This window comes from Amphiplicatus metriothermophilus, assembly GCF_900199215.1.
GTDB classification, from domain to species: domain Bacteria; phylum Pseudomonadota; class Alphaproteobacteria; order Caulobacterales; family Parvularculaceae; genus Amphiplicatus; species Amphiplicatus metriothermophilus.
Genome location: NZ_FZQA01000005.1, coordinates 122,703 through 146,027, shown reverse-complemented (window position 1 = coordinate 146,027; position 23,325 = coordinate 122,703). Strand labels below are relative to the sequence as shown.

At 68.0% G+C, this 23,325-nt stretch carries 25 protein-coding genes; 2 read left to right on the top strand and 23 right to left on the bottom strand.

All coding sequences use genetic code 11. The features are described 5' to 3' along the window. Positions 1-14: 14 nt before the first annotated feature. The 13 genes from CHB64_RS11520 to CHB64_RS11465 form a co-directional block, all read right to left on the bottom strand. Complete coding sequence (locus CHB64_RS11520; protein WP_089412767.1) at positions 15-2,504, bottom strand: phage tail tape measure C-terminal domain-containing protein; 2,490 nt, start codon at positions 2,502-2,504, stop codon at positions 15-17. Continuing rightward, on the bottom strand, positions 2,497-2,643 hold the full coding sequence (locus tag CHB64_RS15840) for a DUF7697 family protein (protein WP_432430779.1): 147 nt from the start codon (positions 2,641-2,643) through the stop codon (positions 2,497-2,499). The genes CHB64_RS11520 and CHB64_RS15840 overlap by 8 nt, the downstream gene beginning before the upstream one ends. A gap of 83 nt (positions 2,644-2,726) precedes the next feature. Next, positions 2,727-3,164 carry a hypothetical protein gene (locus CHB64_RS11515; RefSeq protein ID WP_089412766.1) on the bottom strand — a complete coding sequence of 146 codons (438 nt, stop codon included), beginning with the start codon at positions 3,162-3,164 and terminating at the stop codon, positions 2,727-2,729. A gap of 10 nt (positions 3,165-3,174) precedes the next feature. After that, positions 3,175-4,446, bottom strand: coding sequence for a phage tail tube protein (locus CHB64_RS11510; RefSeq protein WP_089412765.1), 1,272 nt, complete (start codon positions 4,444-4,446; stop codon positions 3,175-3,177). Positions 4,447-4,486: 40 nt separating this feature from the next. After that, positions 4,487-4,918, bottom strand: coding sequence for a hypothetical protein (locus CHB64_RS11505; RefSeq protein WP_200815350.1), 432 nt, complete (start codon positions 4,916-4,918; stop codon positions 4,487-4,489). Next, the gene (locus CHB64_RS11500) at positions 4,918-5,577 is read right to left on the bottom strand and encodes a DUF6441 family protein (RefSeq protein ID WP_089412763.1); all 660 of its coding nucleotides are present in this window, start codon (positions 5,575-5,577) and stop codon (positions 4,918-4,920) included. Before CHB64_RS11500 ends, CHB64_RS11505 begins: the two co-directional genes overlap by 1 nt. Then, the gene (locus CHB64_RS11495; protein WP_050474458.1) at positions 5,574-5,885 is read right to left on the bottom strand and encodes a head-tail joining protein; all 312 of its coding nucleotides are present in this window, start codon (positions 5,883-5,885) and stop codon (positions 5,574-5,576) included. Before CHB64_RS11495 ends, CHB64_RS11500 begins: the two co-directional genes overlap by 4 nt. Next, positions 5,885-6,220: a DUF2190 family protein gene (locus CHB64_RS11490; protein WP_089412762.1), complete on the bottom strand. Its 336-nt coding sequence runs from the start codon at positions 6,218-6,220 to the stop codon at positions 5,885-5,887. The genes CHB64_RS11495 and CHB64_RS11490 overlap by 1 nt, the downstream gene beginning before the upstream one ends. Positions 6,221-6,294: 74 nt before the next feature. Further along, on the bottom strand, positions 6,295-8,334 hold the full coding sequence (locus CHB64_RS11485) for a prohead protease/major capsid protein fusion protein (RefSeq protein ID WP_089412761.1): 2,040 nt from the start codon (positions 8,332-8,334) through the stop codon (positions 6,295-6,297). Positions 8,335-8,338: 4 nt separating this feature from the next. Further along, entirely contained in the window at positions 8,339-9,859 is a 1,521-nt protein-coding gene (locus CHB64_RS11480) for a phage portal protein (RefSeq protein WP_089412760.1), read from the bottom strand. Beyond that, on the bottom strand, positions 9,859-10,068 hold the full coding sequence (locus CHB64_RS11475; RefSeq protein WP_050474461.1) for a phage head-tail joining protein: 210 nt from the start codon (positions 10,066-10,068) through the stop codon (positions 9,859-9,861). The genes CHB64_RS11480 and CHB64_RS11475 overlap by 1 nt, the downstream gene beginning before the upstream one ends. A 1-nt stretch (position 10,069) precedes the next feature. Then, a complete protein-coding gene (locus CHB64_RS11470) occupies positions 10,070-12,073 on the bottom strand; it encodes a phage terminase large subunit family protein (RefSeq protein ID WP_183234046.1) in 2,004 nt (667 codons plus the stop codon). Further along, positions 12,021-12,581: a hypothetical protein gene (locus CHB64_RS11465; RefSeq protein WP_089412759.1), complete on the bottom strand. Its 561-nt coding sequence runs from the start codon at positions 12,579-12,581 to the stop codon at positions 12,021-12,023. Before CHB64_RS11465 ends, CHB64_RS11470 begins: the two co-directional genes overlap by 53 nt. A 112-nt stretch (positions 12,582-12,693) precedes the next feature. Between CHB64_RS11465 and CHB64_RS11460 the strand changes: the two genes are divergently transcribed. Continuing rightward, positions 12,694-12,918, top strand: a complete 225-nt coding sequence (locus CHB64_RS11460; protein ID WP_089412758.1) for a hypothetical protein — start codon at positions 12,694-12,696, stop codon at positions 12,916-12,918. Between the two features lie 90 nt (positions 12,919-13,008). Then, entirely contained in the window at positions 13,009-13,581 is a 573-nt protein-coding gene (locus tag CHB64_RS11455) for a DUF3489 domain-containing protein (RefSeq protein WP_089412757.1), read from the top strand. Positions 13,582-13,634: 53 nt separating this feature from the next. Here the strand turns inward: CHB64_RS11455 and CHB64_RS11450 are convergent, their stop codons facing one another. The 10 genes from CHB64_RS11450 to CHB64_RS11405 form a co-directional block, all read right to left on the bottom strand. Beyond that, positions 13,635-13,859 (bottom strand): DUF7220 family protein, encoded by a 225-nt coding sequence (locus CHB64_RS11450; protein WP_089412756.1) that lies wholly within the window; start codon positions 13,857-13,859, stop codon positions 13,635-13,637. Then, positions 13,841-14,860 (bottom strand): DNA cytosine methyltransferase, encoded by a 1,020-nt coding sequence (locus tag CHB64_RS11445; RefSeq protein ID WP_089412755.1) that lies wholly within the window; start codon positions 14,858-14,860, stop codon positions 13,841-13,843. The genes CHB64_RS11450 and CHB64_RS11445 overlap by 19 nt, the downstream gene beginning before the upstream one ends. Then, complete coding sequence (locus CHB64_RS11440; RefSeq protein ID WP_089412754.1) at positions 14,860-16,185, bottom strand: site-specific DNA-methyltransferase; 1,326 nt, start codon at positions 16,183-16,185, stop codon at positions 14,860-14,862. The genes CHB64_RS11445 and CHB64_RS11440 overlap by 1 nt, the downstream gene beginning before the upstream one ends. 372 nt (positions 16,186-16,557) lie before the next feature. Further along, positions 16,558-16,992 (bottom strand): DUF6362 family protein, encoded by a 435-nt coding sequence (locus CHB64_RS11435; protein WP_089412753.1) that lies wholly within the window; start codon positions 16,990-16,992, stop codon positions 16,558-16,560. Next, positions 16,989-17,186, bottom strand: a complete 198-nt coding sequence (locus CHB64_RS11430; RefSeq protein WP_089412752.1) for a hypothetical protein — start codon at positions 17,184-17,186, stop codon at positions 16,989-16,991. The genes CHB64_RS11435 and CHB64_RS11430 overlap by 4 nt, the downstream gene beginning before the upstream one ends. Continuing rightward, on the bottom strand, positions 17,183-17,716 hold the full coding sequence (locus CHB64_RS11425) for a crossover junction endodeoxyribonuclease RuvC (RefSeq protein WP_234993351.1): 534 nt from the start codon (positions 17,714-17,716) through the stop codon (positions 17,183-17,185). The genes CHB64_RS11430 and CHB64_RS11425 overlap by 4 nt, the downstream gene beginning before the upstream one ends. A gap of 434 nt (positions 17,717-18,150) precedes the next feature. Beyond that, on the bottom strand, positions 18,151-20,439 hold the full coding sequence (locus CHB64_RS11420) for an AAA family ATPase (RefSeq protein WP_375790380.1): 2,289 nt from the start codon (positions 20,437-20,439) through the stop codon (positions 18,151-18,153). Continuing rightward, a complete protein-coding gene (locus CHB64_RS11415; RefSeq protein ID WP_089412750.1) occupies positions 20,436-21,203 on the bottom strand; it encodes a PD-(D/E)XK nuclease family protein in 768 nt (255 codons plus the stop codon). Before CHB64_RS11415 ends, CHB64_RS11420 begins: the two co-directional genes overlap by 4 nt. Further along, positions 21,203-21,409, bottom strand: coding sequence for a DUF6511 domain-containing protein (locus CHB64_RS11410; RefSeq protein ID WP_045449869.1), 207 nt, complete (start codon positions 21,407-21,409; stop codon positions 21,203-21,205). The genes CHB64_RS11415 and CHB64_RS11410 overlap by 1 nt, the downstream gene beginning before the upstream one ends. Positions 21,410-21,616: 207 nt before the next feature. Then, on the bottom strand, positions 21,617-23,320 hold the full coding sequence (locus CHB64_RS11405; RefSeq protein WP_089412749.1) for a DEAD/DEAH box helicase: 1,704 nt from the start codon (positions 23,318-23,320) through the stop codon (positions 21,617-21,619). Positions 23,321-23,325: the final 5 nt, after the last annotated feature.

Sequence of the window (23,325 nt, the reverse complement as noted above, 5' to 3'; positions counted from 1 at the left end):
GGAGATTGCTCAATTCAGAGATTACGGCGGGCCCGCTCCATGGCGCGGGCGGCGTCGGCGGCGATCTGCCCTTGGGCGTAGCGAAAGCTGCCCGCGTCCGGGGTGGAGATGTTCATCACCACGTTGACCGGCGGACGGGTTTCGCGTGCGGCGCCGATCGAGGCGAGCTGAGCCCGCGACAGCACCATCTCACCGCGCTGCAGGATCGCGGGTACCTCGTCGGCACGAAGCCCCGCGAGACCGCCGTCGTGGAAGCGCGGCGCACCTGTAAAGGCGAGTGCCGGGACGAGCCGCTGTTGGGCGGGACCACCGGCGACGCCGCCTTGGTGGAATATGCCGGCGAACAGTCCGCCTCCGCCACCGAACAAGCCGCCGAGCAGTCCTCCGCCGCTTCCGCCGAGCACATTGGCCAGTGGCCCGAGGATCGCCGAACGAACCGCGATGCGGGTGATGTCAGCCAGAATGCTATCGGCGAGCGCCTTGAAGTCGAACTTGCCGCCGGTCACGAAGCTGGCGATGGCGTCCTCGGCGCTGCGAAAGGCGCTGGTGAGGGCGCTTCCCAGCCCCTTGCCCCAGTCCATCGCCTCGCCGGCATAGCGGGACAGCTCCTCGCGAACCGCTGCCCAGCCTGTCGCCGCCTGCGTGGCCGCCGTAGCCGCAGCCTCACCGGCGGCCCGGCTTGCTTGCGCGGCGCGTGCGGCGGAACCGGCCGAGCCCTCGCCGTCTCCTGCGGCATCGCCTCCAGCGCCGCCGATGGCTGCGAAGGCTTCATCGAGACGCTCGGTCGCCCCGGCCGCATTGTCGATTTCGGTGTTCGCGCCCGCCATAGCCTCCCGGAGCGCCGCGATGGACGCGAGGGGCGCGCCTGCCAGCTCTCCCAGCGCCGCTGCCGTTTCTCGCGCACTGTCAGCGGCGGCGCGCGCATCCTCGGCGAAGGCCGACAGACCGAAATCCGGTGCCGCGAAGGTGTCCGTTTCGAACGCGGCGGCGAAGGCATCACGCGCGGCGTTGCCAGCCCGGCTCGCGGCGCCCGCAAACTCGTTCTCGATCCGGCCGAGATCGACGTCCGGCACCAGCTCGATGGCCCGCTCGATGCCGATCGCCGACAGACCGGCATTGACGCCTTCCAGGAGGCCGTTGATGCCGTCGACCGCGCCGTTCAGCATCGACTCCAGCCCGGCGATCAAGGCGTTCGCCGCCTGGATCGTCAGATCGCCGATGGCCCGAGGCAGGTTGCTCCAGATGACGACCATCGCATCGAAAGCGCCCTGAAACGCACCGATGGTGCGATTGCCGAAGGCGACGACGGCCTCGAGCGACGCCTGTAGCGCGTCGGCGATGCTCGCTTGAATGCCGCTCCAGGCGGCGTCGATCCGCGCTTTCAGGACGCCGGCCAGCAGTCCGATCCTGTCCCAGACCTCGGCCGCCACATCGCCAAGAAGGCCGAGCGCGGCGCCGAAGCCGCCGGTCGCCTGCACCAGGCGACCGAACTGGTAGATCAGCTCACCCACAGCCACGATGAGCGCGCCAATCCCGGTTCGGATCAACGCACCGCGCAGAAAGACCAGCGCGGTGGCGAGGCCGCGTACCGAGGCCGCGGCGACGACCATCCCGGCGACCCAGCGCCCGGCGATGAAGGCGGCGAAAGCCGCGGCGATCGATGCCAGACGGCCGATGTTGTCGAACAGGAGCCGGATCGCCTGACCAAGCGGACCGGTGGTGCGCGAGATCGCCGCCAGCGCGTCGGCGACGGCTTCGAGGGCCGGGGCGGCGGCAACGGCGAGTTGGTTCGACAGCCCGCGCCAGATCAGACCGAGGCGGGAGATCGCATCGTTCGTCCGCTCGATCTGATCAGCGTCCTGTTCGGACACGACCACGCCGAAATCGCGAACGTCCTGTGTCGCCTGGCGGAGGGTCGCCGTGTCGATCCGGGAGATGGCGATGCTGCCTTCCTCGCCGAACAGCTGACCGGCCACCGCCGCGCGCTCAGCCGCGGGCACGAAGTCTTCGATCGCCTGATTGATACGACCGACACGCTCATCCAGCGGCAGGGCGAGCAAGGTCGACGCCGAGAGCCCGAGCCGTTCGAGCGCTGCGACGGCAGGACCGGTCCCGGCGGCCGCCTGGCTGAGGCGGCGGGTGAGGTCCTTGGTCGCCTGCTCGATGCCGGACATCGAGACGCCGGCCAGTTCACCGGCGCGTTCCAGAACCTGAATGCTCTCGACGGTGGTTCCGAGCGATTGGGCGAGCTTGGCCTGTGCGTCGACGACCTGAAGGCCGGAGCGGATCATGGCCGCAGCGCCCGCGGCGAAGGCAGTCGCCGCGGCGGCGGCCGCGATCTGCACGCGCCGATAAAAGGCCGCGACACGGCTGTTCGCAGCGTCCATCTCCCGCGATAGCCGACGGAAGCCTTGCTCCCCCGCGTGGCCGATGCCCTGGAGCTCGGCCCGGACTTCACGCCCTCCGACCACGGCAAGGCGAACGGAGACGCGTTTCTCAGCCATCTTGATCAGTCCTGATTTGCGCGTTCAGTCCGCGCACCATCATGCCCTCCACCTCGGGCAGCAGTTCCGCGCAGACGAGCGTGTCCACTCCAAGCGCGTGCGCGCAGGCGAGAGCGGCCGTCATGTCGAGGCCGAGGATCGCGCCGGGAACCGCGCGCAGCTGCCCCGTGAGCTTTTTGGCGAGATCCCAGATCTGCCAGCCTTCGACCGTCTGCGGACGGTTCAGGACGGCGGGGCATTCGCCGCAAATGCTGCGGCAGGATCGGCAATACTGGTCGCCCCCGCTGAAGTGCCATTCGGCGAGGGCGCGGAGCCGTTTTTTTCCGCTTCCAGCAACAGGCCCTTCGACACGTAGCGGAGCTGGAAGGCCTCGAAGATCGGCAGGATGTCCAGCAGCGCGTCGATGCCTTCCGGCGTGACGGGCACAGGATTGCCTTCTGCGTCGCCCACCCCCTCCCATTCCAGCACGACCAGCCGCGCCAGGGCTTTGGCCATGGTGACCGCGATGGTCTCGTTCGACGCGCCTTCGGGCAAGGCAGCCACCGCCGGATCACTGCGGGCGGCCGCCATCAGCGAGGTGGTCAGGGGAGCGACGCGCACGCGCACGTCATGTCCGAGGTCGAGCCAGTTCGGCTCGCGCGACAGGTTCAGGCGGATCATGGGAATGGCCTCAGGTGTAGCTTGTGACGTCGTTCAGGAGGTGGGCGCGCAGCATCGTTCCTTCGCTGTCATCGTAGGCGGCGCGCCAGTCGAAGCTTGCCTCGACTCCGCCGGGGCCGGAGACGGCATATTTCGGTTTGGGCAGAAAGACCCGCGGCAGCTCGAAGCGGAGCGCGTAGCCTTCCGGGAAGGTGAACCCGTATTCGAGTCCGACAGGATCGCCATTGGCGGCCTCGGCCACGAGCGTCGCGCCATCGAAGCGTACCGACATCGATCCTTCCGCCGAGGCGAAAGTGGGATCGGCCGCCTCGATCTTGCCGTCCTCGCGGATGACCCGGACGCGTTCGAGATTGTTGGAGAAGGTCAGGCTGCCGCCCGTGACGCCCGCGAGCGCCGCACCGCCGCGTCGGATGAAGCCGCGCCCCTGGCTGAAGCGGCGGAGCGCGTAGGCCGTCGGATTGGCGTCGACCGTCGCCGAGAAGCGTTCCTCGCCTTGGGCCACGAGCTGGAGACGGGCGTTTGCCGGTCCCTCCTGGCCCATCTCGAAGTTCAGGCTCTCCATCACCGTGCCGAGGTGACGGAAGAACACCGGCGTCGTGAGCTTCGGATGGCCGACCTCGATCGTGTAGCTCGGGATGTCGTCGGCGCCGCTCTCCCAGACATGCGAGTAGCCGCCGCCGGTCAGGGTCGGTGAAGAGACACTCGCCGCCGATGCAGCGATGGTGAAGCCGTTGCCGGACGGGCCTGCCGTGTCGAACGCGATCACCAGCGTCTGCGTGCTGGTAGGCCGGGAATACATGCACTTGGCGATTTCGGGATCGGCCGATGCGTTGAGGTCGCTGACCAGCTGATCGACGGTCTGTGTGGCCGTTCCCTGGATCTGCGTCTCCTGCGCGCCGGCCGTACCGGAGACGAACGTCCAGACCGTACCGTTCAAGGTGATCGTGTCGCCCGCCGTGGGATTGACGGCGAAGACGATCGAGCCGCTGGCGCTCGTGGGCGTGGTCACCGGGTCTCCGAAAAGGCCCGTCAGCCAAAAGCCCGTTCCACGCAGGTCGAGCGGGATGTCGAGCTGGCCCTCGTCGGTGATGAGGCCGCGATAGGGATCCTGCGCGTTGCGCCCGCGTCCGAGCAGCGGGTCGTCCCCGAGCGGCTGGGCCGAGGAGAGATCGGTCGATTTGAAGTCGAGGCTCTGATAGCCGGTGAGCGGCGCGACCCCGTAGCTTGCCTCCCGGCACGCCTTGAGGGTGGCGTCCGCGCCATATGCGCGCGCCTTGGGCATGGATGACTCCCGTCTTGTCCGTGATTGGGTCGTGGTTGGGTCAGGCGGTGAGCGGATCGCTCACCAGGTATTCGATCGTGACGATGATCCGCGCGGTCAGCATCGGCGGCGCTCCTTCGAGAGCGAGCGCGCCCGTCTCCGCGGCCGACGGCGTCAGGTTCTCGGCGAGGCCGCCGAGCGTCTCATCGACACGCAGGGCCGCCCCGATCGCACCCAGCAGCTGATCGAGCGCCGCTTCGCCGCCGCCGCTGGGATCTCGCGGCACATAGACTTCGAGCTCGACCCGGTGCGCGTAGAACTCGGTGCGGGGATTGAGGGTGATGTCGGGTTCGCCGGGTTCGCCATCGCGCAGGATGACGAGACCGGCAGCGGGCACCTTCTCGGGCAGCACCTCGTTGCGCCGCACCGGCGCCGCCAACTGCCCCGCGAGAACAACCGAAAGCGCGGCGAGAATCTGTTCACGTCGAGACATCAGCGGCTCCCGTCCTCATCAGAAATCCAGTTGCGCACGACCAGGCTGGGTAGCCGGCTCACCCAGCGCTCGGCGGCGCCGGCCACCTCGAGGCGCTTCCGGACCGTGACCTGCGGAACCAGGATGAACATCGGCACGGTCACCAGTCCTCGGCCCGTCCGGAGTGCGGAAGCGCTCGCGCGAGAGAAGCCACCACGCTTACCTGTCCGGGCACGCATCCCGTCGGCCACGAGGAGAGAGGGACCGCGGCGTCGGTAGACGAAGCGCAGCCGTTGCCCGGTCCGTCGCTCCCATCCACCCGGCGTGATCTTCCGGCCGCCATCCCCGTACCGGCCAGCGGCCGCCGTCGGGATCGCGAGGAAGAAGCCGTTCTTCGAGCGAATGATCGCGCCGTCCTCGTAGATGCGGATGATGCCCGGCGCCTTGGACCAGACGAGACCCGCCGCCCGGATGCTGTCTTCGCCCTTGGGGTAGACTTGTCCGCGCCAGGTGCGCGCCAGTCTCGGACCCAGCCCCGCCGAGGTGACCTGCGTCCGGAGCTCGGTCTTCAAGCCTTCGGTGGCCTGTGAGATCCCGGCCGTGACGGCCTTCTCGGCGGCCTTGATCTCGTCGCTCATCAGCTTGCCGAGATCGCCGATCGTGTTGACCGAGAACCTCATGCCTCGCGCAGCTCCGCCGTCCAGATCAGTCGCTCCGCGTCGCGGCTCGGCTCTCCCTGGACGACATAGGAAACGCCGTCGAACTGGAACCCGTCGCCTTCGGCGAGGCTGGGAGCATCGGCGATGCGAATGTCGAGCAGCGTCGTAGCGGCATGCAACCGTGTCTCTCCGAATTCGAAGACACGGTCGGGCCGGCGCAAGACGACCCGGACGGAGACGGCGCTGCCGCCCTTTGGCGTGAAGGTCGCGTCCCGCGCCATGTTCGGGTCGGCGAACAGTGACTGGAACGCAGCGGCGATGGCCGACATCAGAAGCTGCCATTCAGGCGAACCCGCCCGATGACGTCACCGGCGCCACCGGCGACGGCTTCAATCGCAACGCCGATGAGCGTGTTGGCGGTGGCGGTCTTCGTCGCCTCTTTGTTGGTGTTGTCCCAGTAGACCTTGTCGCCCGCGACCCACGCCTGCGAGGCGACCTTCTTCAGGTCGAAGACGCCTACGAGCGACGCCTCGACGGTCTCGCCGAGGGCAGCGCTGCCCGCCGCCACGCCAAAGATGGAGCCGACGAGCAGGCCGTCGCCGGAAACGACCGCATAGGGCGCGGTCAGGGTGATGGTGTTGCCGGGCTGGACGTAGTTCTTCATGGGCTTGATCCTCTTGGAAAGACGAAGGGCGGCCCGTCAGGACCGCCCGCATGTCAGGATTCAGGATGGGTGCGTTACGCGCCCGGGTTCTTGTAGAGGCCGCGCCAGTCGATGGCCTTGGCACCGAAGTCGAGGCGGCACTTGATCTCGACCCCGTCGACATCGAAGCCATTGCGCGTCTCGATGTAGGCGCCCTGTTGGCCTTCGAGATAGGCGTACTCGATCGTGTCTATCTGGTTGGGGCTGGCGGCCAGATACCAGGCGGTTTCGCTGGCGGCATCGAGCCGGGGCTCGGCGATGGGGCTAAGCGTGCGGATCGACTGCGGCACCACGTTGCCGCTCGACGCAGGCACAAGGTTCTGCGCGACCAGCTGCTCGGCCTTCAGTTCCAGAGATGCCGGCACGATCAGGAAGGCGGGGCGGATGTTGAGCACCGTCTTCTTGTCGAGCCCGGTCTGCTTGGCCATCGCCGCACGAGCCGCACCGACGCTGGTGACATCGAGCGCCGCGCCAGTGCCCGCGAGGTTCTTGTGAGTCGTGTGGAATAGCGCATTGCCATCGGCCATGGCCGGGTTCGAGGTGATGATGCCCCAGACCACGTCCGACTCCAGCTGGGCGATGGAGTTGCCGTACATCGCCGGGATCCGGGTGAAGGCGTCCAGATCGTCGTTGATCAGCACCTGCCGGGTGATGGCGACGACCCGGCCGTAGGTCTTCACGCGGTAGCTTTCCTTGCTCTCGCCGAGCGTTCCGCGCTTGAACTCGCCGCTCTCGCCCACTTCCAGGAGCTGCGGCGCCTCGCCGAGCTGCACCCGGTGCATCGCCTTGAAGTCGGTCGCCAGAACCTGACGGCAGAAGAGTGCGAAGGTCCGCGGATAGGCCTCGTAGGCCTGGCGCAGGGTCTTGTTGGTGACGGCCGCGAGGATTTCGGGGAAGTCCGAGGTCGAATGCAGCGCGCGCGTCGCCACCTCGTCACGCGAGAGGCCGCGCGTGTTCACCCCGGCATTGCCGAGGCTTTCGCGGGCGAGTTCCAGCAGCGTCATGCCGCGATACTGACGGGCAGCGTCCTCAAGCGGGAACAGCGTCGGGCTGTACCGGTGCAGCAGCGCATTGGCCACGGCATCGCGGCGGATGATGCGCTCATCCCGGCCACCGAGCGGGACGGAGACTTGGCCGAACGTCCGCGTCTCCTCCGACTTCGCTGCGACCTGATCGAGGATCAGGCGACGCGCCTCGTCGAGACCGGTGCCGCGCTTGACCAGATCCTCGGCGAAGCCGCGCTCGAGGTTCAGACGACCAGCCAGATCGTAGATGGTCGAGACACGCTCACGTTCGGCTTCGCGGGCGCGGTTCGCTGCGGCATCGGGATCCGGGGTATCGGGCTTGGCGGTCTTCGGACGCGCGCGAGTCTGCGTGTCGGCCGCGCTCGGGGGCGTGTCGGTCATGGTGGTCTCCTCGGTCGCTGCCGTTTCGCTCATCTGGTCGGTCTCGACCTCTTCAGTCGGGGCCGGGGTCTTGGTCTTCTCCGTCATCGGGGATGCTCCTTGCGGGTTGGGGGGCGCGTCCCGGCGGTGAAGGACGCAGGTTTCAACAGGGCTCTGGCTGCGGAAGCCCGCGGCGGGGTCGGCCCCGACCGGGACCGCTGAAATCTCGAACGGGGTCCAGTCCACCGCCCGCCAGAGCTCCCGCCCGCCGTCGGGCTTGGAGATGTCGAAGCGATGGACCTGGTAGCCGATGGAGACCGCGCGGATGTGCCCGGCCTGGATGTCGCGCCAGATCGGCTCGACATCGGCGCGCTCGCTGATGCGGACCTGCGCGATGCCGCGGCCGTTCTCGATCCGCGCCGAGCCGGGCACCACCGAGCCGATGACGGCGTCGAGCGTGTCGATCTCATGGACTTTCAGGAACGGCGCGCCCGCGTTCAGCCGGTCGAGGCGCACGTGGTCTGGCTCGAGGCTGAGTTCCTCGTCGTAGGGCTCGCCGAAGAAGCTCGCCCGCCGCACGCGCGCGCCCGCCGACCAGATCACCTCGACCGTGCGTGCGTCGTTGTCGACAGTGTTCGGCGCAAGCTCCGCCGACCGGCGAAGCGCCGGCAGTTCGATCATCGTGTCCATGAAGTCAGTCCTGTTGGGCGGAGTCCGGCTGCCCCGGGTCGGGTTCCGGATTGGTTGCCGGGTCGCTCGCCTGCGCGCTGCCGGTCTTGGTGACGCGGCGGGGATCGCTATCGAGCACCAGCCCGAGCGCGTCGAGCTTGGCGTTGGTCGCGGCGATCTCGGCCAGCACGGCGTCGGGATTGCGGCCCTGCTGTGCGATCACCTCGGCCAGAGTCATGGTGCCCGAGCGGATCGCCAGCAGGTTCGCCATCGCATCCTTCTGCGGATCGACTGCCTCGAATTTCGGCGGCGACCATTCGACCGGCACATCCGGTACCGGGATCTGGCCTGCCGCCCAAGCGGCCTCGATGAACCAGCGCCAGACCGGGGCGCAGAGCATCGGGATGAAGAGCTGCCACTGCACCGCGTCGATCATCCGGCGGAACTCGACGAGCCCCGCCCGGATCGAGGAATAGTTCACCTGGCTCAGATCCCCGGTCAGCAGCTCGTAGGGCACCCGGAACCCGGCCGAGATGGTGTGCAGGCTCGCGCGCTTGTATTCGCCGTAGCCGCCTGTGGCGGAGGGCTGGTTGAACCGGATGTCCTTGCCGCCGCGTGCGTATGCGATGAGGCCCGGTTCGAACTGCTCAACCCGGTTGCCATCGGCGTCGACCACGGCGGGCGCGATGCCCTGCTGCGCCTCGTCATCCCCGAAGACGATGGCGGTGACGCAGGCCTCGGTCTTCTTGCGCACGATCTCGGCCACCTCGTAATCGTCGAGATCACGCAGCGCCCGGATGACCGGCGCGCCCCATGGAACGCCGCGCGCCTGCGTGCGCTGCTTCTCGTAGACATGGGCGATATCGGTCGCCGGAACCGGGCGCGATCCGAGCCCACCGTTCAGCGCACCCCACGCGTTGCCCGGGTGCTCGGCATGGAGCCAGTAGGCCCGTCGCTTGCCGACCGGGTCGAACTCGATCCCCTGCACCAGCCGCCCGGCGCCGAGGGCGCCGGATTTGGTGGCGTCGAGGAAATCGGCCTCCAGCACCTGCAATTGCAGCGGGACGGCAAGGCCGTCCACTTCACGACGCAGGCGACGGCGCACCAACACTTCGCCGGCCTCGACCATCTCACGGCAGATCAGCGTCTGAAGCCCGTAGAAGTCGAGCTGGCCATCGGCGTCGCACTCCGCCGTCCAGCGCTCGAACAGCGCGTCGACGCGACGGTCCAGCGCCTCGTCCCCGCTGGCGGCACGCGGCATGATGCCCGCGCCAATGATGTTGTTCACCAGCACCGCCACCGCCTTGGCTGCATGCGGGTTGTTGCGGACGAGGTCGCGCATGCGGTCGCGCAAGAGCGCCCCGGCCACGCCGATCTCGGTGTCGGCCGAGGATCCCGGGGCACGCCAGCCCTCCGTGCGGCGTCCTCGCGCGGCGCCCTCGTAGCCGCGCGCGAGCGTCTCGAACGCCTGTCGCGCCATGACACGCCGCGCGGCAACCCGAGGGGCGACCGAAGCGATGGCGCGGTCGAACCAGTTCGCCGCCATCAACGATCCCCGCGCGAGAAGCCCGCGAGCCCGGCGACCGGAAGCGGCCGCCCCACACTGGCAATCGCGCGCTCGATGGTGCGGATGCGGGCGAGCAGATCCTCCGCCGAGCCGTAGTCCACGGACTTGCCGTCATAGCTGACGCGGGTCGTGCCACTGGCATAGGCCCGGCGCAGTGCCGAGAGCTCGGCTTCGGTCCAGTCGGTCATCTCAGAACCATCCTTCCCGCCGCCCGATCCAGTCAGAACGGCGCTTGCCTTGGGTTATCTGTCCCGGCCTGTGGATCTGCCCGGCGGGATCGCTGTCGGTGGGCGTCGCCCCGAGCTGGTCCTCGAGGTCGCGCCATTTCTCTTCGGGCCAGCGGTCGGCGCCCGCGATCCAGGCGGCCGCGCGGGCGTAGACCCGGCAATCGAGCGCCTCGTTGCGCTCGCGCAGCTTCTGCCATTCGAGCTTCGCGAAGCCACGCTTCGTGCGCACCGTCACAAGCTGCTCAGCCACGACCTGCTTCAGCCACTCGCTCTCGACCCATGTCGGCAGGTGGATCGTGCCGGGCGGGAACGCCGCGCCCTCGTCACGTTCCTCGGCCGTCGGGCGCTCCAGCCGCAGGAAGCGGTAGGTTTCGGCCTTGAAGGTCGAGACCGCCACCGTCCAGAGCCGGGCGCCGCGGCGCAGGCGTTTCCCGCCCTCGGTCGCATCGACGAAGGTGGGGCCGGAGACCGGACTAGAGCGATTGAAGCCTTCGAGACCCTTGACCGGCGCGACCTGCGCGAAGCCGACTTTGCGCGACCAGGCGTAGACGGCCGGGGCTTCGTAGCCCGTGTCGATGGCGAGCCGCGCGATCCGAAGGTGCGCGCCGTTTTCATGTGGCCACGACCGGTCCAGGAGTTCCGTCAACTGGTCCCAAGCGTCATGCCGATCCGGCCCGCCCTCGAGCACGACGTGATCGACGAGCCAGCTCTCAAGCCCTCGGCCCCAGGCCCAGACATCGACCTCGATCCGGTCCTTCTGGACATCCGCGCCCGCAGTCAGGAACAGCCCGCCCGCTGGCACCGTGCCTGGCCGCCACGCCTCTCGTCGATCGTAGAGCCGCTGCCAGTCCGGCGCCTCGCCGGTTTCGACCCATGTCTCGCCGAGAATGGTGTTGCGGAACGCCTTGATCGCCTCGTCGGAGCCTTGCGCCGCCTCCCAGCTGCGCACAATCCGTGACCAGCTGAGCCAGCCGACAGGCGAATAGAGCGCCGAGAGGTGGTAGCCGACCGTCGTGGGATCAGCGGCGACAGCGGTCGCCCGCCATTCGCCGCGCCCCAGCATCGCCGTCTTGTGGTGCTCCGCGATGGGTTGATCGCAGCTCTCGCAGAGATACTCCGCCGTCTCCGGCTTGCCCTTCTGCCAGCGCAGCCGATCGAACTTCATCCACTGCATCGCCCCGCAATGCGGGCACGGCACGAAGTAGCGCCGCTGGTCGGACGCCTCGAATTCCCGCTCGATCCGGGAGAGCCCACGGACCGTCGGGGTCGAGACCAGGAATACCTTGCGCCGGTGGGCGAAGGTCAGCGACCGTGCCTCAGCCAAGGTCACCGGGTCGCCTTCCTCGTCGGCCGAGGCCGGATAGGCATCGACCTCATCGAGGAAGATGTAGCGCGCCGGGGTCGAGCGCAGCCCGACCGCCGAGTTCGCGCCGGTCATGATCAGTATGCCGCCCGCGAATTCCTTGGACAGCATCGTGTTGCCGGCATCGCGCGACCGCGCGGGCTTCACCCGCTCGCGCAGCTCGGGGCTCTCGTCTATAAGCGGGTCGATCCGCTGGCGCGAGTTGCGCTTGGCCAGTTCCACGGTCGGCTGGACCGCGAGCATGGGGCCCGGCGCCTGGTGGATGGCGAAGCCGATCCAGTTGTTGCCGGCTTCCGTCGCCCCGACCTGCGCGGCCTTCATGAACACGATCCGTTGCGCCGCGTCGCCGGGCGACAGCCGGTCCATGATCTCCCGCATGTAGGGCGTTCGCATTGTGCGGTAGCGCCCCGGTTCGGCCGAAGCGCGGGACGCCAACATCCGGTGCCGGTCCGCCCATTCCGAGACAGTGAGGTCGGGATCCGGTCGGATCCCGTTGCCCCAGGCGCGCAGGATCTCAGCCGCGCCTTCGAAATCCCTCAGGCCATCTTTATCATCGGAATTCGGGCCGGACCTCGGCGAGTTCGTCGAGGTGGGCGCGTACATGTTTCTCCAAGGCCTTCTGCATGGCGGCCGCCTCCACGCCGAGTTCGGCCGCCATCAGCGCCGCCGCGCGCGCCGGCCAGTTCACCCAGGCATCACGCTCCTCGCGTGCCAGCCGGAACACGACCGCAACCGCCCGGGCGCGGTCGACGAGTTCTCCCTTGAGCTTCTGAAGCCGGATGCGCCGCTCCTGGGCCTTCAGCACCTCATTCGCGGTTTTGGCCTGCAGGAAGGTCGTGCCGCTGCCGACGGGTGGCGCGGCAAGCCCTTGTTCCCGTAGAGTGTCACCAACGGCGGACACGGCCGCGTCGGGGACAGGCTTCAGCTTCGGCGCGGGCGGTTTCCGGGTCTTGGACGGGTCCGTCATTGCCGCCCGGCGTGCATCGCTCGCCTCTGCGTCGATGCTGCCATCCTCATGGAGGACCAGCCGCTCGGCAGTCTTCGCCTTTTGGATTGCGCCGCGCGACAGTCCGACATGGGAGGCGTACTGGCGCTCGCTCATGCCTTGCATCTACGGCTCCGATTATCATTCAAGATCATGTGCTTATCGAGTTGATAAGCGTCGCGGACAGAGGGAACGTGTCGTTGAGAAGGACGATGCAACTCATCAAGGAGCCACCCCGATGACCCGCCGCGCGACCGACAACACGAAAGCCCTCGACGCCTTCATCGCCGCGAAGATCGAGATCGACGCGATGCTGGAGCGGCTCGCCACCCTCAGCGCGGACCATTTCGAGACCCACCCCGACGAGATCAACTGGGGCCATGTCGGCACCCTGAACCACTACCGCGCCAAGCTGCGCGAGATCACCGACATGGCCTTCAGCGAAGGCGAACACGCCGAGTGAGACGACCCGCTCCCGGTCCTGCTCGCCGAATGGCGGGCTCGACCTCGTAGAAGGGCCCGCATTTCGCGCGCCCCGATACGGGAGACGACGATGACCAAGCTTTCCGACACCCAAGCCCTGATCCTGAGCGCCGCCGCCCAGCGGTCCGAACACATCGCCCTGCCGCTGCCCGAGAGCCTGCGCGGCGGTGCCGCCACCAAGGTGGTCGGCGCGATGCTCGCCAAGGGCTTCCTCGAAGAAGTCGATGCGAACATGCGCAACGGCGAGCCCGTCTGGCGTGAGACCGGCGACGGCCGCGGCACCACGCTGGTCGCCACCGACGCAGGTCTTGCCGCCATCGGCATCGAGCCCGAAGACGCGGACACCGCACCTGCGGGCGCGACGGACGCGCAGACCGAGGAACCTGCGCTGGACACCCCGACCGAAACCAAGGTCGCGCCCAAGGCGCGCAGGCCGCGCGAAGGCACCAAGCAAGCTCAGCTCATCGCCATGCTGCGCGCGCCGGAGGGTGCGACCATCGACGAGATTTCCGCCGCCCTGCAGTGGAGGCCTCACACGACGAGGGGCGCGATGGCCGGGGCGCTGAAGAAAAAGCTGGGGCTCGAAGTCACCTCCGAGAAGGTCGAGGGGCGCGGACGGGTCTACAAGTTGCCCGCCGCTTGACGCACGCGGACCCGACGAGAGAACGACCGCCGTCCCTCGGGGTCGGCGGTTGCTCATCTGGCGCTCCGCATCCGGATCGCCTCGAACAGACGCCGCAGCAGGAACCCACGTGCCAGAGAGATGCCGACGAACGCAAGGCCGATGGTCAGATGCTCACCGAGGCCGGTCTCGATCCCGAACCACGGGAACACGACGATCTGCGTGGCGATGGCCAGCACATAGCCGATCACGACATTCGTCACGGATTCGGCCAAGGACATCAGGCGGCTCTGCTGCATCGCAATCCCTCCGACAGGCATTCCAGAAAGGCCGTCACGAACTCCGCCGCGAGCGGCGGCACGATCGCATTGCCGTAGCCCCTGAGCAGCCCCATGCGGCCGGGTATCCCATCAGCCAGCGGGAATGTTCCGGGCTCAACCGGTCGCCAGCGTCCGTCCCGGCAGCGGAGCCAGTCAGGGTCTCGCCAGACGCCGTCCGTCGCGCCGGCCCCGGCGGGATTGACGAGGGGTCCGTCCAGGTCAACAACTTCACCGTCCTGCGGCTGGCATCGGTGTTGCCGGCCGCGTTGTAGCGCTCCGTGGCCGGTGTCCCTGCCATCGGTGTCGGCCAGCCTGCCAGCCAGACCTGCCTCCCCAGCAGCGCGTTGATCGGCACCGCCGGACATTCCGATCCGTCCTTGTGGTCCCGCGCCGAGGCCGTGGCCCAGCCAGCCATCGCTGGGTTCCATTGCGACGGCGCCGAAGAACAGCCGCTGGCGGATATGCGGGGCGCCGATGCACGCAGCCGGCAGATCGGCCGCCGCGACGGCGTAAGATGCCGCTTCCAGGTCAGTCGCCAGAGCGTCGAACCACGCCCAGTCAGCCGTGCCCTCAGACGCTGTTCCAGCCGTTCGGCCAGATGGGCCGAGCACCGCCGCGCTGGCGACCTGCTCGCCGAAGACGAGGTCCGGACGGCAGGCGGCAACAAGGCGCAGGAATGCGGGTGCGAGGTGGCGGTCATCGTTCTGTCCCTTGCGCTGCCCGGCCTGGCTGAACGGCTGGCAGGGCGGCGATCCGGTCCAGACCGGCCGGTCCTCGGCCACGCCGGCAAGGCGCAGCGCATGGGGCCAGCCGCCGATCCCGGCGAAGAAATGGCATTGCGTAAAACCCCGCAGGTCGGACGGCTCCACGTCGAGAATGGATCGTTCGTCCACCTCGCCAGCCGGAAGGTGGCCGGCGGCGATGAGGTCCCGCAGCCAGGCGCAGGCGGCGGGGTCGGAATCGTTGTAATAGACGGCCATCAGGCGGCAGCGTCGGTGTTTGTGTCCTCGCCCAGCCGCTCGGCCCTTACGGCTGCGAAGCTCCGGCCATCGCCATCGAGGATCGCCTCGCGCCCCGTGTCTGCCTGCCAGCGTTCGACGGCGACATCGACATAGGCCGGGCTGATCTCCATCGCGAAGACGCGGCGGCCATTGGCCTCGCCCGCCATGATCTGCGAGCCGGAGCCCGAGAACGGCTCGTAGCACAGCCCGCCGCGCGCCACATGCTGGCGCATCGGGATGCCGAAGGCGTCGAGCGGTTTCGGGGTCGGATGGTCGGGCCGCTCGTCCTTGGCGAAGCTGGGCATTTCCCAGGTCGAGGGCAGCGTCTGCTCGGCCACCTTCGGCGGGCGGTTGGGGCGGCGCCAGCCCATGAAGCAGGGCTCGTGCTTCCAGAGGTAATGGGAGCGGGTCAGGACGCCGCGGTCCTTCACCCAGATGATCTGCTGGTGGACGAAGGCCCCGGCCTTTTCCCAGCAGGCCTCGAGCATCGCCTGTCGGCGCGAGGCGTGCCAGCAGTACCAGGCGGCATCGTCGGTAATGGCCTCGGCGACGGCGGCGGCGATGAAGCCGTCGTAGAGTTCCGCCCCTTGGCTGCTGTCGTCCCAAGTCGTGCCATAGGACGCGGACCAATCCTTGTTGCGGGTCGGGTGGTTCGAGCCGTCGTAGTCGACGAGATACGGCGGGTCGGTCGCGAACAGGATCGCCCGCTCGCCGTTCATCAGGCGGCGCACATCGTCGTGGCTGGTGCTGTCGCCGCAGAGCAGCCGGTGATCGCCGAGGATCCATAGATCGCCCGTGCGCGAGGCCGGATTGCGCGGCGGCTCGGGGATGGTCACGGGCGGCACCGAGCCGCCAACCCCGCCGTCTTCATCGTCCGCGTCCGGATCGAGCGCGAGGAGCTTGTCGAGTTCGCCGTCGGAGAATCCGACCAGCGACAGATCGAAGTCCTCGGCCAGCAGTCCCTGCAGCTCGGCGGACAGCAACGCCTCGTCCCAGCTTCCGAGTTCCGTCAGCTTGTTGTCCGCGATGCGGTAGGCCCGGCGCTGCGCCTCGGTCAGATGACCGAGCACGATCACCGGTGCCTCCGTCAGCCCCAGCTGCGTCGCGGCAAGCACGCGCCCATGGCCTGCGATCAGCTCCCCGTCCTCGGCCACGAGGCAGGGCACGGTCCAGCCGAACTCGGCCATGCTGGCGGCAATCTTGGCGACCTGGTCCGCGCCGTGCACCTTCGCGTTCTTGGCGTAGGGCTGGAGGCGCGCAAGCGGCCAGGTCTCGATCCGCTCGGGGGCGAAGCTCAGCGTCATGGGTCGGATGGGTCCGTGGATCGAAGTGGACACCTGTGGTCCTGGACTCCGGAGACCGCGCTGGACTCCGTGCGGAGTCCAGCGGGCGCGACGGGCGTCCGGCCATCAGGCGCGTGTTCGTTGGTGGTTTCTCGGGATTGGCGTGGATCCGGATACCGGGTGGCTTCCCAAAAATCCGGCCCTGTCGCTGGCGATCCATCGCGCCTCGCCCGCCAGCATACGATTTCCGCCAGGAAGGACCCGCGAACGCGTCTGGAAGCGGGACCAAGGCCGCGACGCGCGCGCCTCTCCCGAGGATAGCCAAAAACCTAGCCCGATCCGCCGTTTCTGTCCGTTCGAAAACTGTCCGGCGGACACCTTCCTCGCCACCACTCACCGCTGCGACGCGCCAGCCAGCTCGATCACTTTCCGCTTCGACAAGGTGCGGTTCAGCCGCCGCCCGTTGAGGCGGAACGCGATCATGCAGAGCGCGTAGAGCCAGTGCTCGTGCGCCGCCGACCGCTGCAATCCCACGGTCCAGCAGATGGCCTTCCAGCGCTCGCCATAGGCGCGCAGCCAGACGATCTTGCCGTCGATCGGATCGAGCCCCACCGTCCAGCTGAGCGTCTCCTCCATCCGGCTGATCGCGGCGGGTGACGGGATGACGCGCATCGGCTTCGGCTCCTGTCCGACCTTGTCGGCGAAGCTGTGGATGACCTCCGGCCAGACGCTGAAATATCCCTGCCGCCGAGGTTCGGGCAGGCGCTTGAGCACGAAGGCCGCTTCCGCGAGACGTTCCTCGACGAGGCTCGGTGTCCACTGGGTCATCGACGCGCCTCCTTCGCCTGATCGCGGCCGCCATAGAGCTTCTCGCCGAGTTGCCGGACGAGCTCACGCTCGGGCCAGGTCAGCCGGTCGTCATCGAGAGAGACCGCGAGGACACGCTGCTCGCGCCAGCCATCGCGCTTGACTTCATCGGGGGTGCGGCGCTGGCCGCCATATCCGCGTGGCGTCCACCTCACAGCACACCTCCTCGGGTCTCCATCGCCCAGAGCAGGATCGCGATTGCGTCGGCCTCGTTGTCGTCGGCGGGTTGGAACCCGCGCTGGCGCATCGCGGCGAGCACGGCATCCTTGCCGGCGTTGCCCTTGCCCGTGGCGAAGCGTTTGATGGTGCCGACAGGAACGCCCTGATAGGCGACGCCCTGACGCTCGCACCAAGCGGTCAACGTCGCCAGGAAACCGCCGTAGAGATGTGCGGCATCAGTGCCGACATGTCGCCGGACCTCCTCGAAGTAGACCGAGGCCAGGCCGCCACAGTCGTTCGCCAACTGGCCAAGCCAGTGCTGGAAACGCAGGTACCGCATGCCGCCGCCGTCGTAGCGGCCTGAGCGGAAGCTGGCGGTTCCGCTGTGCACGATCCCGCCCGCCAGGCTCGCCCAGCCCGTGGTGGTGCCGAGATCCAGGGCGAGAATGGCGCTGCCCGCGGATGTCGCGATGACCGGGGCCGGATGGGGCGCGCTCCTGGGGATGGGTGACGGGCACTGGCTCATGGTGGTGGGTCCTTCTCGTCTGATGTCGGTGAGGGGCTGGACGGCACGGCGACCGCGCGCGCGAAGCCCCTGGGGGTGGGAGTGGGAGAACCCGCTCGGCGCGGTTCTCCCCCACCCCCGAAGGGGGTGGCTTTCACCCCCACAACTTCGAGAGCGCATCAACGCGTTGAATCTTTTGGAGAAATCGAAGTTGGGACGGCCCATGGCGTGGGTCGCGTTCCCAACTTGAATCTGCGAAAGGCCGCGCAGCGGAGCGCGCGCGAGCCAAGGTAGTTGGGACGAGCTTTCCCAACTTGAATGTGCGCGGGATGGCTGGGCGGAGCGCGGCGGCGCGAAAGGCGACGAAAGTAGTTGGGAAGCTGGCCGCCCAGCTCGCCGCAACTTGCCACAACTTGATTCTGCGTAAGCCCGCGTAATCGGGATGAGCTGCCGCATCACGAGGTCTCCTCCGTCTGATAGACCCAGACCAGGGGGTTCTCGACCGGCAGCGCCGCGCCGCTCTGCGGGCATTTGTAGGTGCTGGGAAGGACCTGGACCCGGACGGGCACGACCTCGCCGGTGTCGGGGTCTGCCGTCTCTTCTCCAGTCGGGAACGTCATGCCCTCAACGCAGAGATAGCCGAACTTCGAGCGCGAGGTCGGCAGGCCAAACGGTGCGCCGTCCCGGACGAACTTGATGAAGCCCTTGGTGGCCAGCACGCTGATCCGCTCGCGGATCGTATCCTTGCCGCCAAGCCCCGCCTGGTTCTCGAAGCTCTCGGCGAACTGCAGGGCCGTGTAGAGCCTGCCGGCTTCGGCCTCATCGAAGAGTAGCTGTAGGATGACGTCGTGCTTGCGCACGCGCTCGGCATCGAGCTTCTCGCCGAATTCGCGCCGCACGATCCGCTCCCCGGAACGGTCGATTTCTACCCAACGGCCATCGGCCTTATCGACGATCATCGGCTCGATGCCGGGACCGTTGCGAAGCTCGAAATGCAGCATCCGCTCCGGCCGGTCCTCGTCGGGCCGGTGCATGATCACGCCGGAGGTGTAGAAGCTGCGGAGGCTGCCCGCGCCCGAGAGCGCCATGAACGGGTCCTCGACGAGCTGCTTCTTCGTGATCTTGCGGGTGTGATGGCAGAGGATCAGGCCGGCATCCGGGGCTACGGCGTCCCGCAGGGCCTCGACCCGCTCCTGCAGGAAGAAGAGCATCGCGGTGTTGTCGTTCTCCCCGCCGCCGTCCGGACCCCCATCGAAGAGATTGCGGATCGGGTCGATGCAGAGGATGTCGGGCGCGCCATGCCCGTAGTGGGCGCGAACCGCGGCGATGGTCAGGCCCACGCCGCCGGCGTCGAGCAGCATGCGGACCTTCGGCGTGGCGACGAGATTATCGCGCGCCGCGGCCAGGAGCGCCGGCTCGATCCGGATGGCCTGAAGGCGCTCCCGGAGGTAATGGTACTGGATCTCCGCCTGCAGATAGAAGATCCGAAGCGGCCGGCTTGGCGCAAAGCCGAGGAAGGGCACCCCCGCCGCCATGTGGACAAGCAGACTGATTAGGAAGTCGCTCTTGCCGACCTTGGGGGCGCCGCCGAGCACCAGCATCCCGCCAGGCGTCAGCAATCGCGGCGCGATGATGTCGTCGGGCATCGGGCTCACGTCGTCGAGCAGTGCGCCGAGCGTGAAAACCGGAAGCGCGGACATCGGCGGCACGGCGATCCTTTCGAGGGCCGGCCCATGGCGCTCTTCATGAAGCCGCCAGAGGCGCTGTGCTTCCGAGGCGAGACGTTCGAGCGGCCAGCTCGGACGGAGCTGGGCGGCGTTGTACTGGCAGATCGCCTCCCAAGCGTCGTCGCGGCTCATGCGGCCCTCATGCGCCATGCGGACGTAGTGGCCGATCGCGGCGCTCGCCCCCTGGAAGCGGGTCCAATCGTCCGATCCGCCTTCGCGGACCGGCATCGTCAGGACATCGGTGATCGACGGTTTGTCGGTCGAGGGGCCTGGCTCGGTTCCGACCCCGGCAAGCGGCGGCATGTCGGCGACTGCTTCCGCGAAGTCGCGCAGATGGACCTCGGTCCGGGGGCTGTGGCGGCGGATGTTGACCAGCCGCTTGAACCCGCCCTTGTGATAGACGGAGCCGGCCAGACGGATCGGCTGGTGGGCCGATCGGAAATGCGTGTCGCCGCCGACCTTGACCGCAATGTCGCCGCGCAGCCGACAGAGAAGCGCGATGTCCTCGCCCTCGGCCGGTTCGCTCAAGCGCCACCAGACATGCAGCTTGTCGAGACCGTCCGGCGTCCGGCCGCCACTTTCGACGAGCAGTGTCGGGTCGCCGAGATGACGGACGAGGTGGTCAAGCTTGGCCACGATGTCTCCGGCGTCGAGGTCGACCAGGACCGTCTGCATCTGCTGGACATCGGCGGCCTTGGCCTTGCCGGTCTCGGCGACCGTTCCCGGCACCACATAGAAGGCCGCCCCTTCGCGTGCTGCCCAACCGGCAAAGGAAACCGCCTTCTCCAGCAAACTGTCGTCGATCTCGATCCAGGCGTTGTGGGGTCGGCCGTCGATGCCTTGGCCCTTGTCCACAAACCCGCGCAGGGGCACCCAGCCCTCGCAGTAACCGAAGACGACGTCGAGAAAGACGGCGATCTGCTCTGGATCCGGCTCGATGTCGAACGGATCGGCCTGCGGCGCGGCGTCGTTGAAGTCGCGCCAGGCATCGAGGGAGATGACCTTGTTCCCGCTCATGCCGGCAACCCCCAGCAGCGTTCCGCCCACGGGCACATTCGGCACTCGTGGAAGTCACGGGTCGTGGCGATGCGCGGCAGCAGATCCCCTGCATCCGTCGCTTCAAGGATCCGCACGGCGCGATCGCTCATGCGTTGGGCGAGCCCCGCGTCGAACGGCACGAGTTCGTGGTGCAGTTCGGCGGTGTCCTTGTTGATGGCGGTGAAGAGCGCGGGATTGTCGGAGATGCCGGGGACCTGCGCTTCCATATAGGCTTGGTAGAGGGCGATCTGGGACGCGTAGACGGGCTTCGCGACAACCACGCCCTTGGCCACGGTCTTTCGCCAGTTCCTGGCGTTCATCGTCTTGCATTCCCAGAGCGCGGGAACGCCGATGCCCAGCAGCTGGGGTGCGGCGGCGATGATCCCATCGACATGACCGCGGATGCGGCCACCAGCGACCGAGAAGCCGAATTGCTCGCCATCTGGACGGTTGCCCTTGCGGGTATAGAGATCGAACCCGGCACCGCGCAGCCAGCGGATGGCAAGATCTTCGAGCGCGTGTCCGATCTCGAAGATCCGCAGAGTCTGGCCAGAGAACTCCCGGCCCTCATCCTTCGGCGCACCCGCGAACTCGAATTGCAGAGCGCGCTCACAGCCGTGTCCAAGGCGGGAGCCGCCGAGGTAGGTCCTGGGCGCAACCGCCGCGCGTTCAGCGGCGATCGCCTTGTCGATCACCGCATTGATGCGTTCGGCGCAGGTGGGGCGGTGGTTGTAGTCGAGCATCAGAACGGCACCTCCGCGTCGGCGTCGGCTGCCATGGCGTGCATGGCGTCCTGGAAGCCGCCGACGGCGACCTCGATGAGCGTGAGCACCTGCGCCTCCGTGAGGTCGGAGAAGCGCGCCTGCCAGCCGATTTCCTCCATGATCTCGGCGACCGGCTTCATGGCGGCGCGGATCGCCGCCTTCTCCTGTTCGGTGAGATCAACCATGGCCCAGCGCTCCCGCGCCAAGCGCGTCCAGAAGCCTTGGCAGGCCATCGAGCAGAACCAGACCGAGGGGCGCGGTTGCTTCGACCGCACCGGGTCGAACCAGCCAAAGCCACGGGAGGGTCGCCGGCAGACAGCACAGAGCGTTCCACGCGGATGCCAGAGCCGCCGCCGGTCCTCGGCCGTGGTGGGGGAAACAGATGCCATGGCTCATGCCGCCCTCCCTATGGCTGCTTCGGGCGCGGCATCGGCCGCCCCGAAGACGAGGGAGCGGATGGCGTCGCGGTTGAAGCGGAAGGCCAGCAGCGCCGATGCCTGGTAGCGGGTGAGCCCGAAGTCCTGCCGGTACTCCGGCGGCAGGAAGGCGAGCTGCCGGTCGGTGGGCGGCTGGTTCAACCAGCGGCGCGTCTTGTGCGCGCTCTCGTCGCTCTCATGCTCGTTGAGCCAGTCGTCCGCCGCCGCCAGACAGACAGTGCGCTCGCCCATCGCCAGCAGATGAGGGCGCTGCTTCTGCAGACCGCCGATGCCGTACCAGCGGCCGTTCAGGAAGAAGACGCCGCCCCACGCGTTGAAGCCGTTGGCGATGAGCGCGGCATCGTCGCCGAAGAGGTCGCACCAGCGGAAACTCGACCGCTTCAGGAGGTCGATCTCGGACATCACGAAGTCACCGAGCGGCGCTGCTTCGCCGCCGTCGGGACGCTCCCAGAGGTGCCCACACAGCGGGCATTCGGTGGTGGCGAGCGGCACGATGGCGCCGCAGTCGGGGCAATCCTTGGTCGGCGCCTCGCCGGAGCGTTCGCGACCGTCCAGGTCGACATCCTGCTCCAGCGAACCGTGCAGCAGGGTCGAGGTGCCGAAGTCGAGCACGATGCAGTCGGTCTTGATGACGCCTGGATGTTCCTCGGGCGAGACCGTGCGCAGACCGCGCCCGACCATCTGAATCATGGTCGACTTGTAGGAGCTCGGCCGCAGCAGCACGACGCAGCCCGTCGGCGGATGATCCCAGCCCTCGGTCAGCACCGCGACATTGACGACGACCCGCAGCTCTCCGGCGGCGTAGGCGTCAAGGGTCGTCTTGCGGTCGGTATCGGCCATGTCGCCGTGGATCAGCCCAGCGGCGACACCGGCCGCGTTGAAGGCGGCTGTCACGTTGCGCGCGTGGTCCACGGTCGAGCAGAACACCACCGTCTGGCGCTCGCCCGCCTTTTCCCGCCAGTGGCGGATGACGGCGTCCGTGACCGGCGACCGGTTCATGATCGCGTCGACCTCGGCCATGTCGAAATCGTCGGCCGTGCGGCGCACCTTGGTGAGCTGGTCCTGGACGCCGACATCGATGACGAAGGTGCGCGGCGGCACGAGATGGCCGGAGGCGATCAGTTCGCCGATCCGGATCTGATCGGCGACGTTGGAGAACACCGGGCGCAGACCGCGTTTGTCGCCCCGGTTGGGCGTCGCGGTGACGCCATAGATCCGGCACATGGCATTGCGCTGGAGCGCGGTGTCGATGATGCGCCTATAGCTGTCGGCTGCCGCGTGATGCGCCTCGTCGATCACCAGGAGGTCGAGCGCGGGCAGCTGGTCGAGATTGCCCGCGCGCGCCAGCGTCGGCACCATCGCGAAGGTGACCTGTCCAGCCCACGACTTCTCCTTCGCATCGACGACCGAGGTCGTGATCTTCGGGTTCACCCGGCCGAACTTGCTGCGGTTCTGCGCGGTCAACTCGTCGCGGTGGGCGAGCACGCAGGCCTTGGCGCCCGTGCTCTTCGGGGTTTCGCCGACCATGCGACCGACGACCCCCGAGAGCATGATCGTTTTGCCGGCTCCGGTCGGGGCCACGCCGAGGGTGTTTCCGTGCTCGTCGAGCGCGCGGACGCTGCGCTCGACGAACTGCTTCTGGCGGGGACGCAGCAGCATGGCCG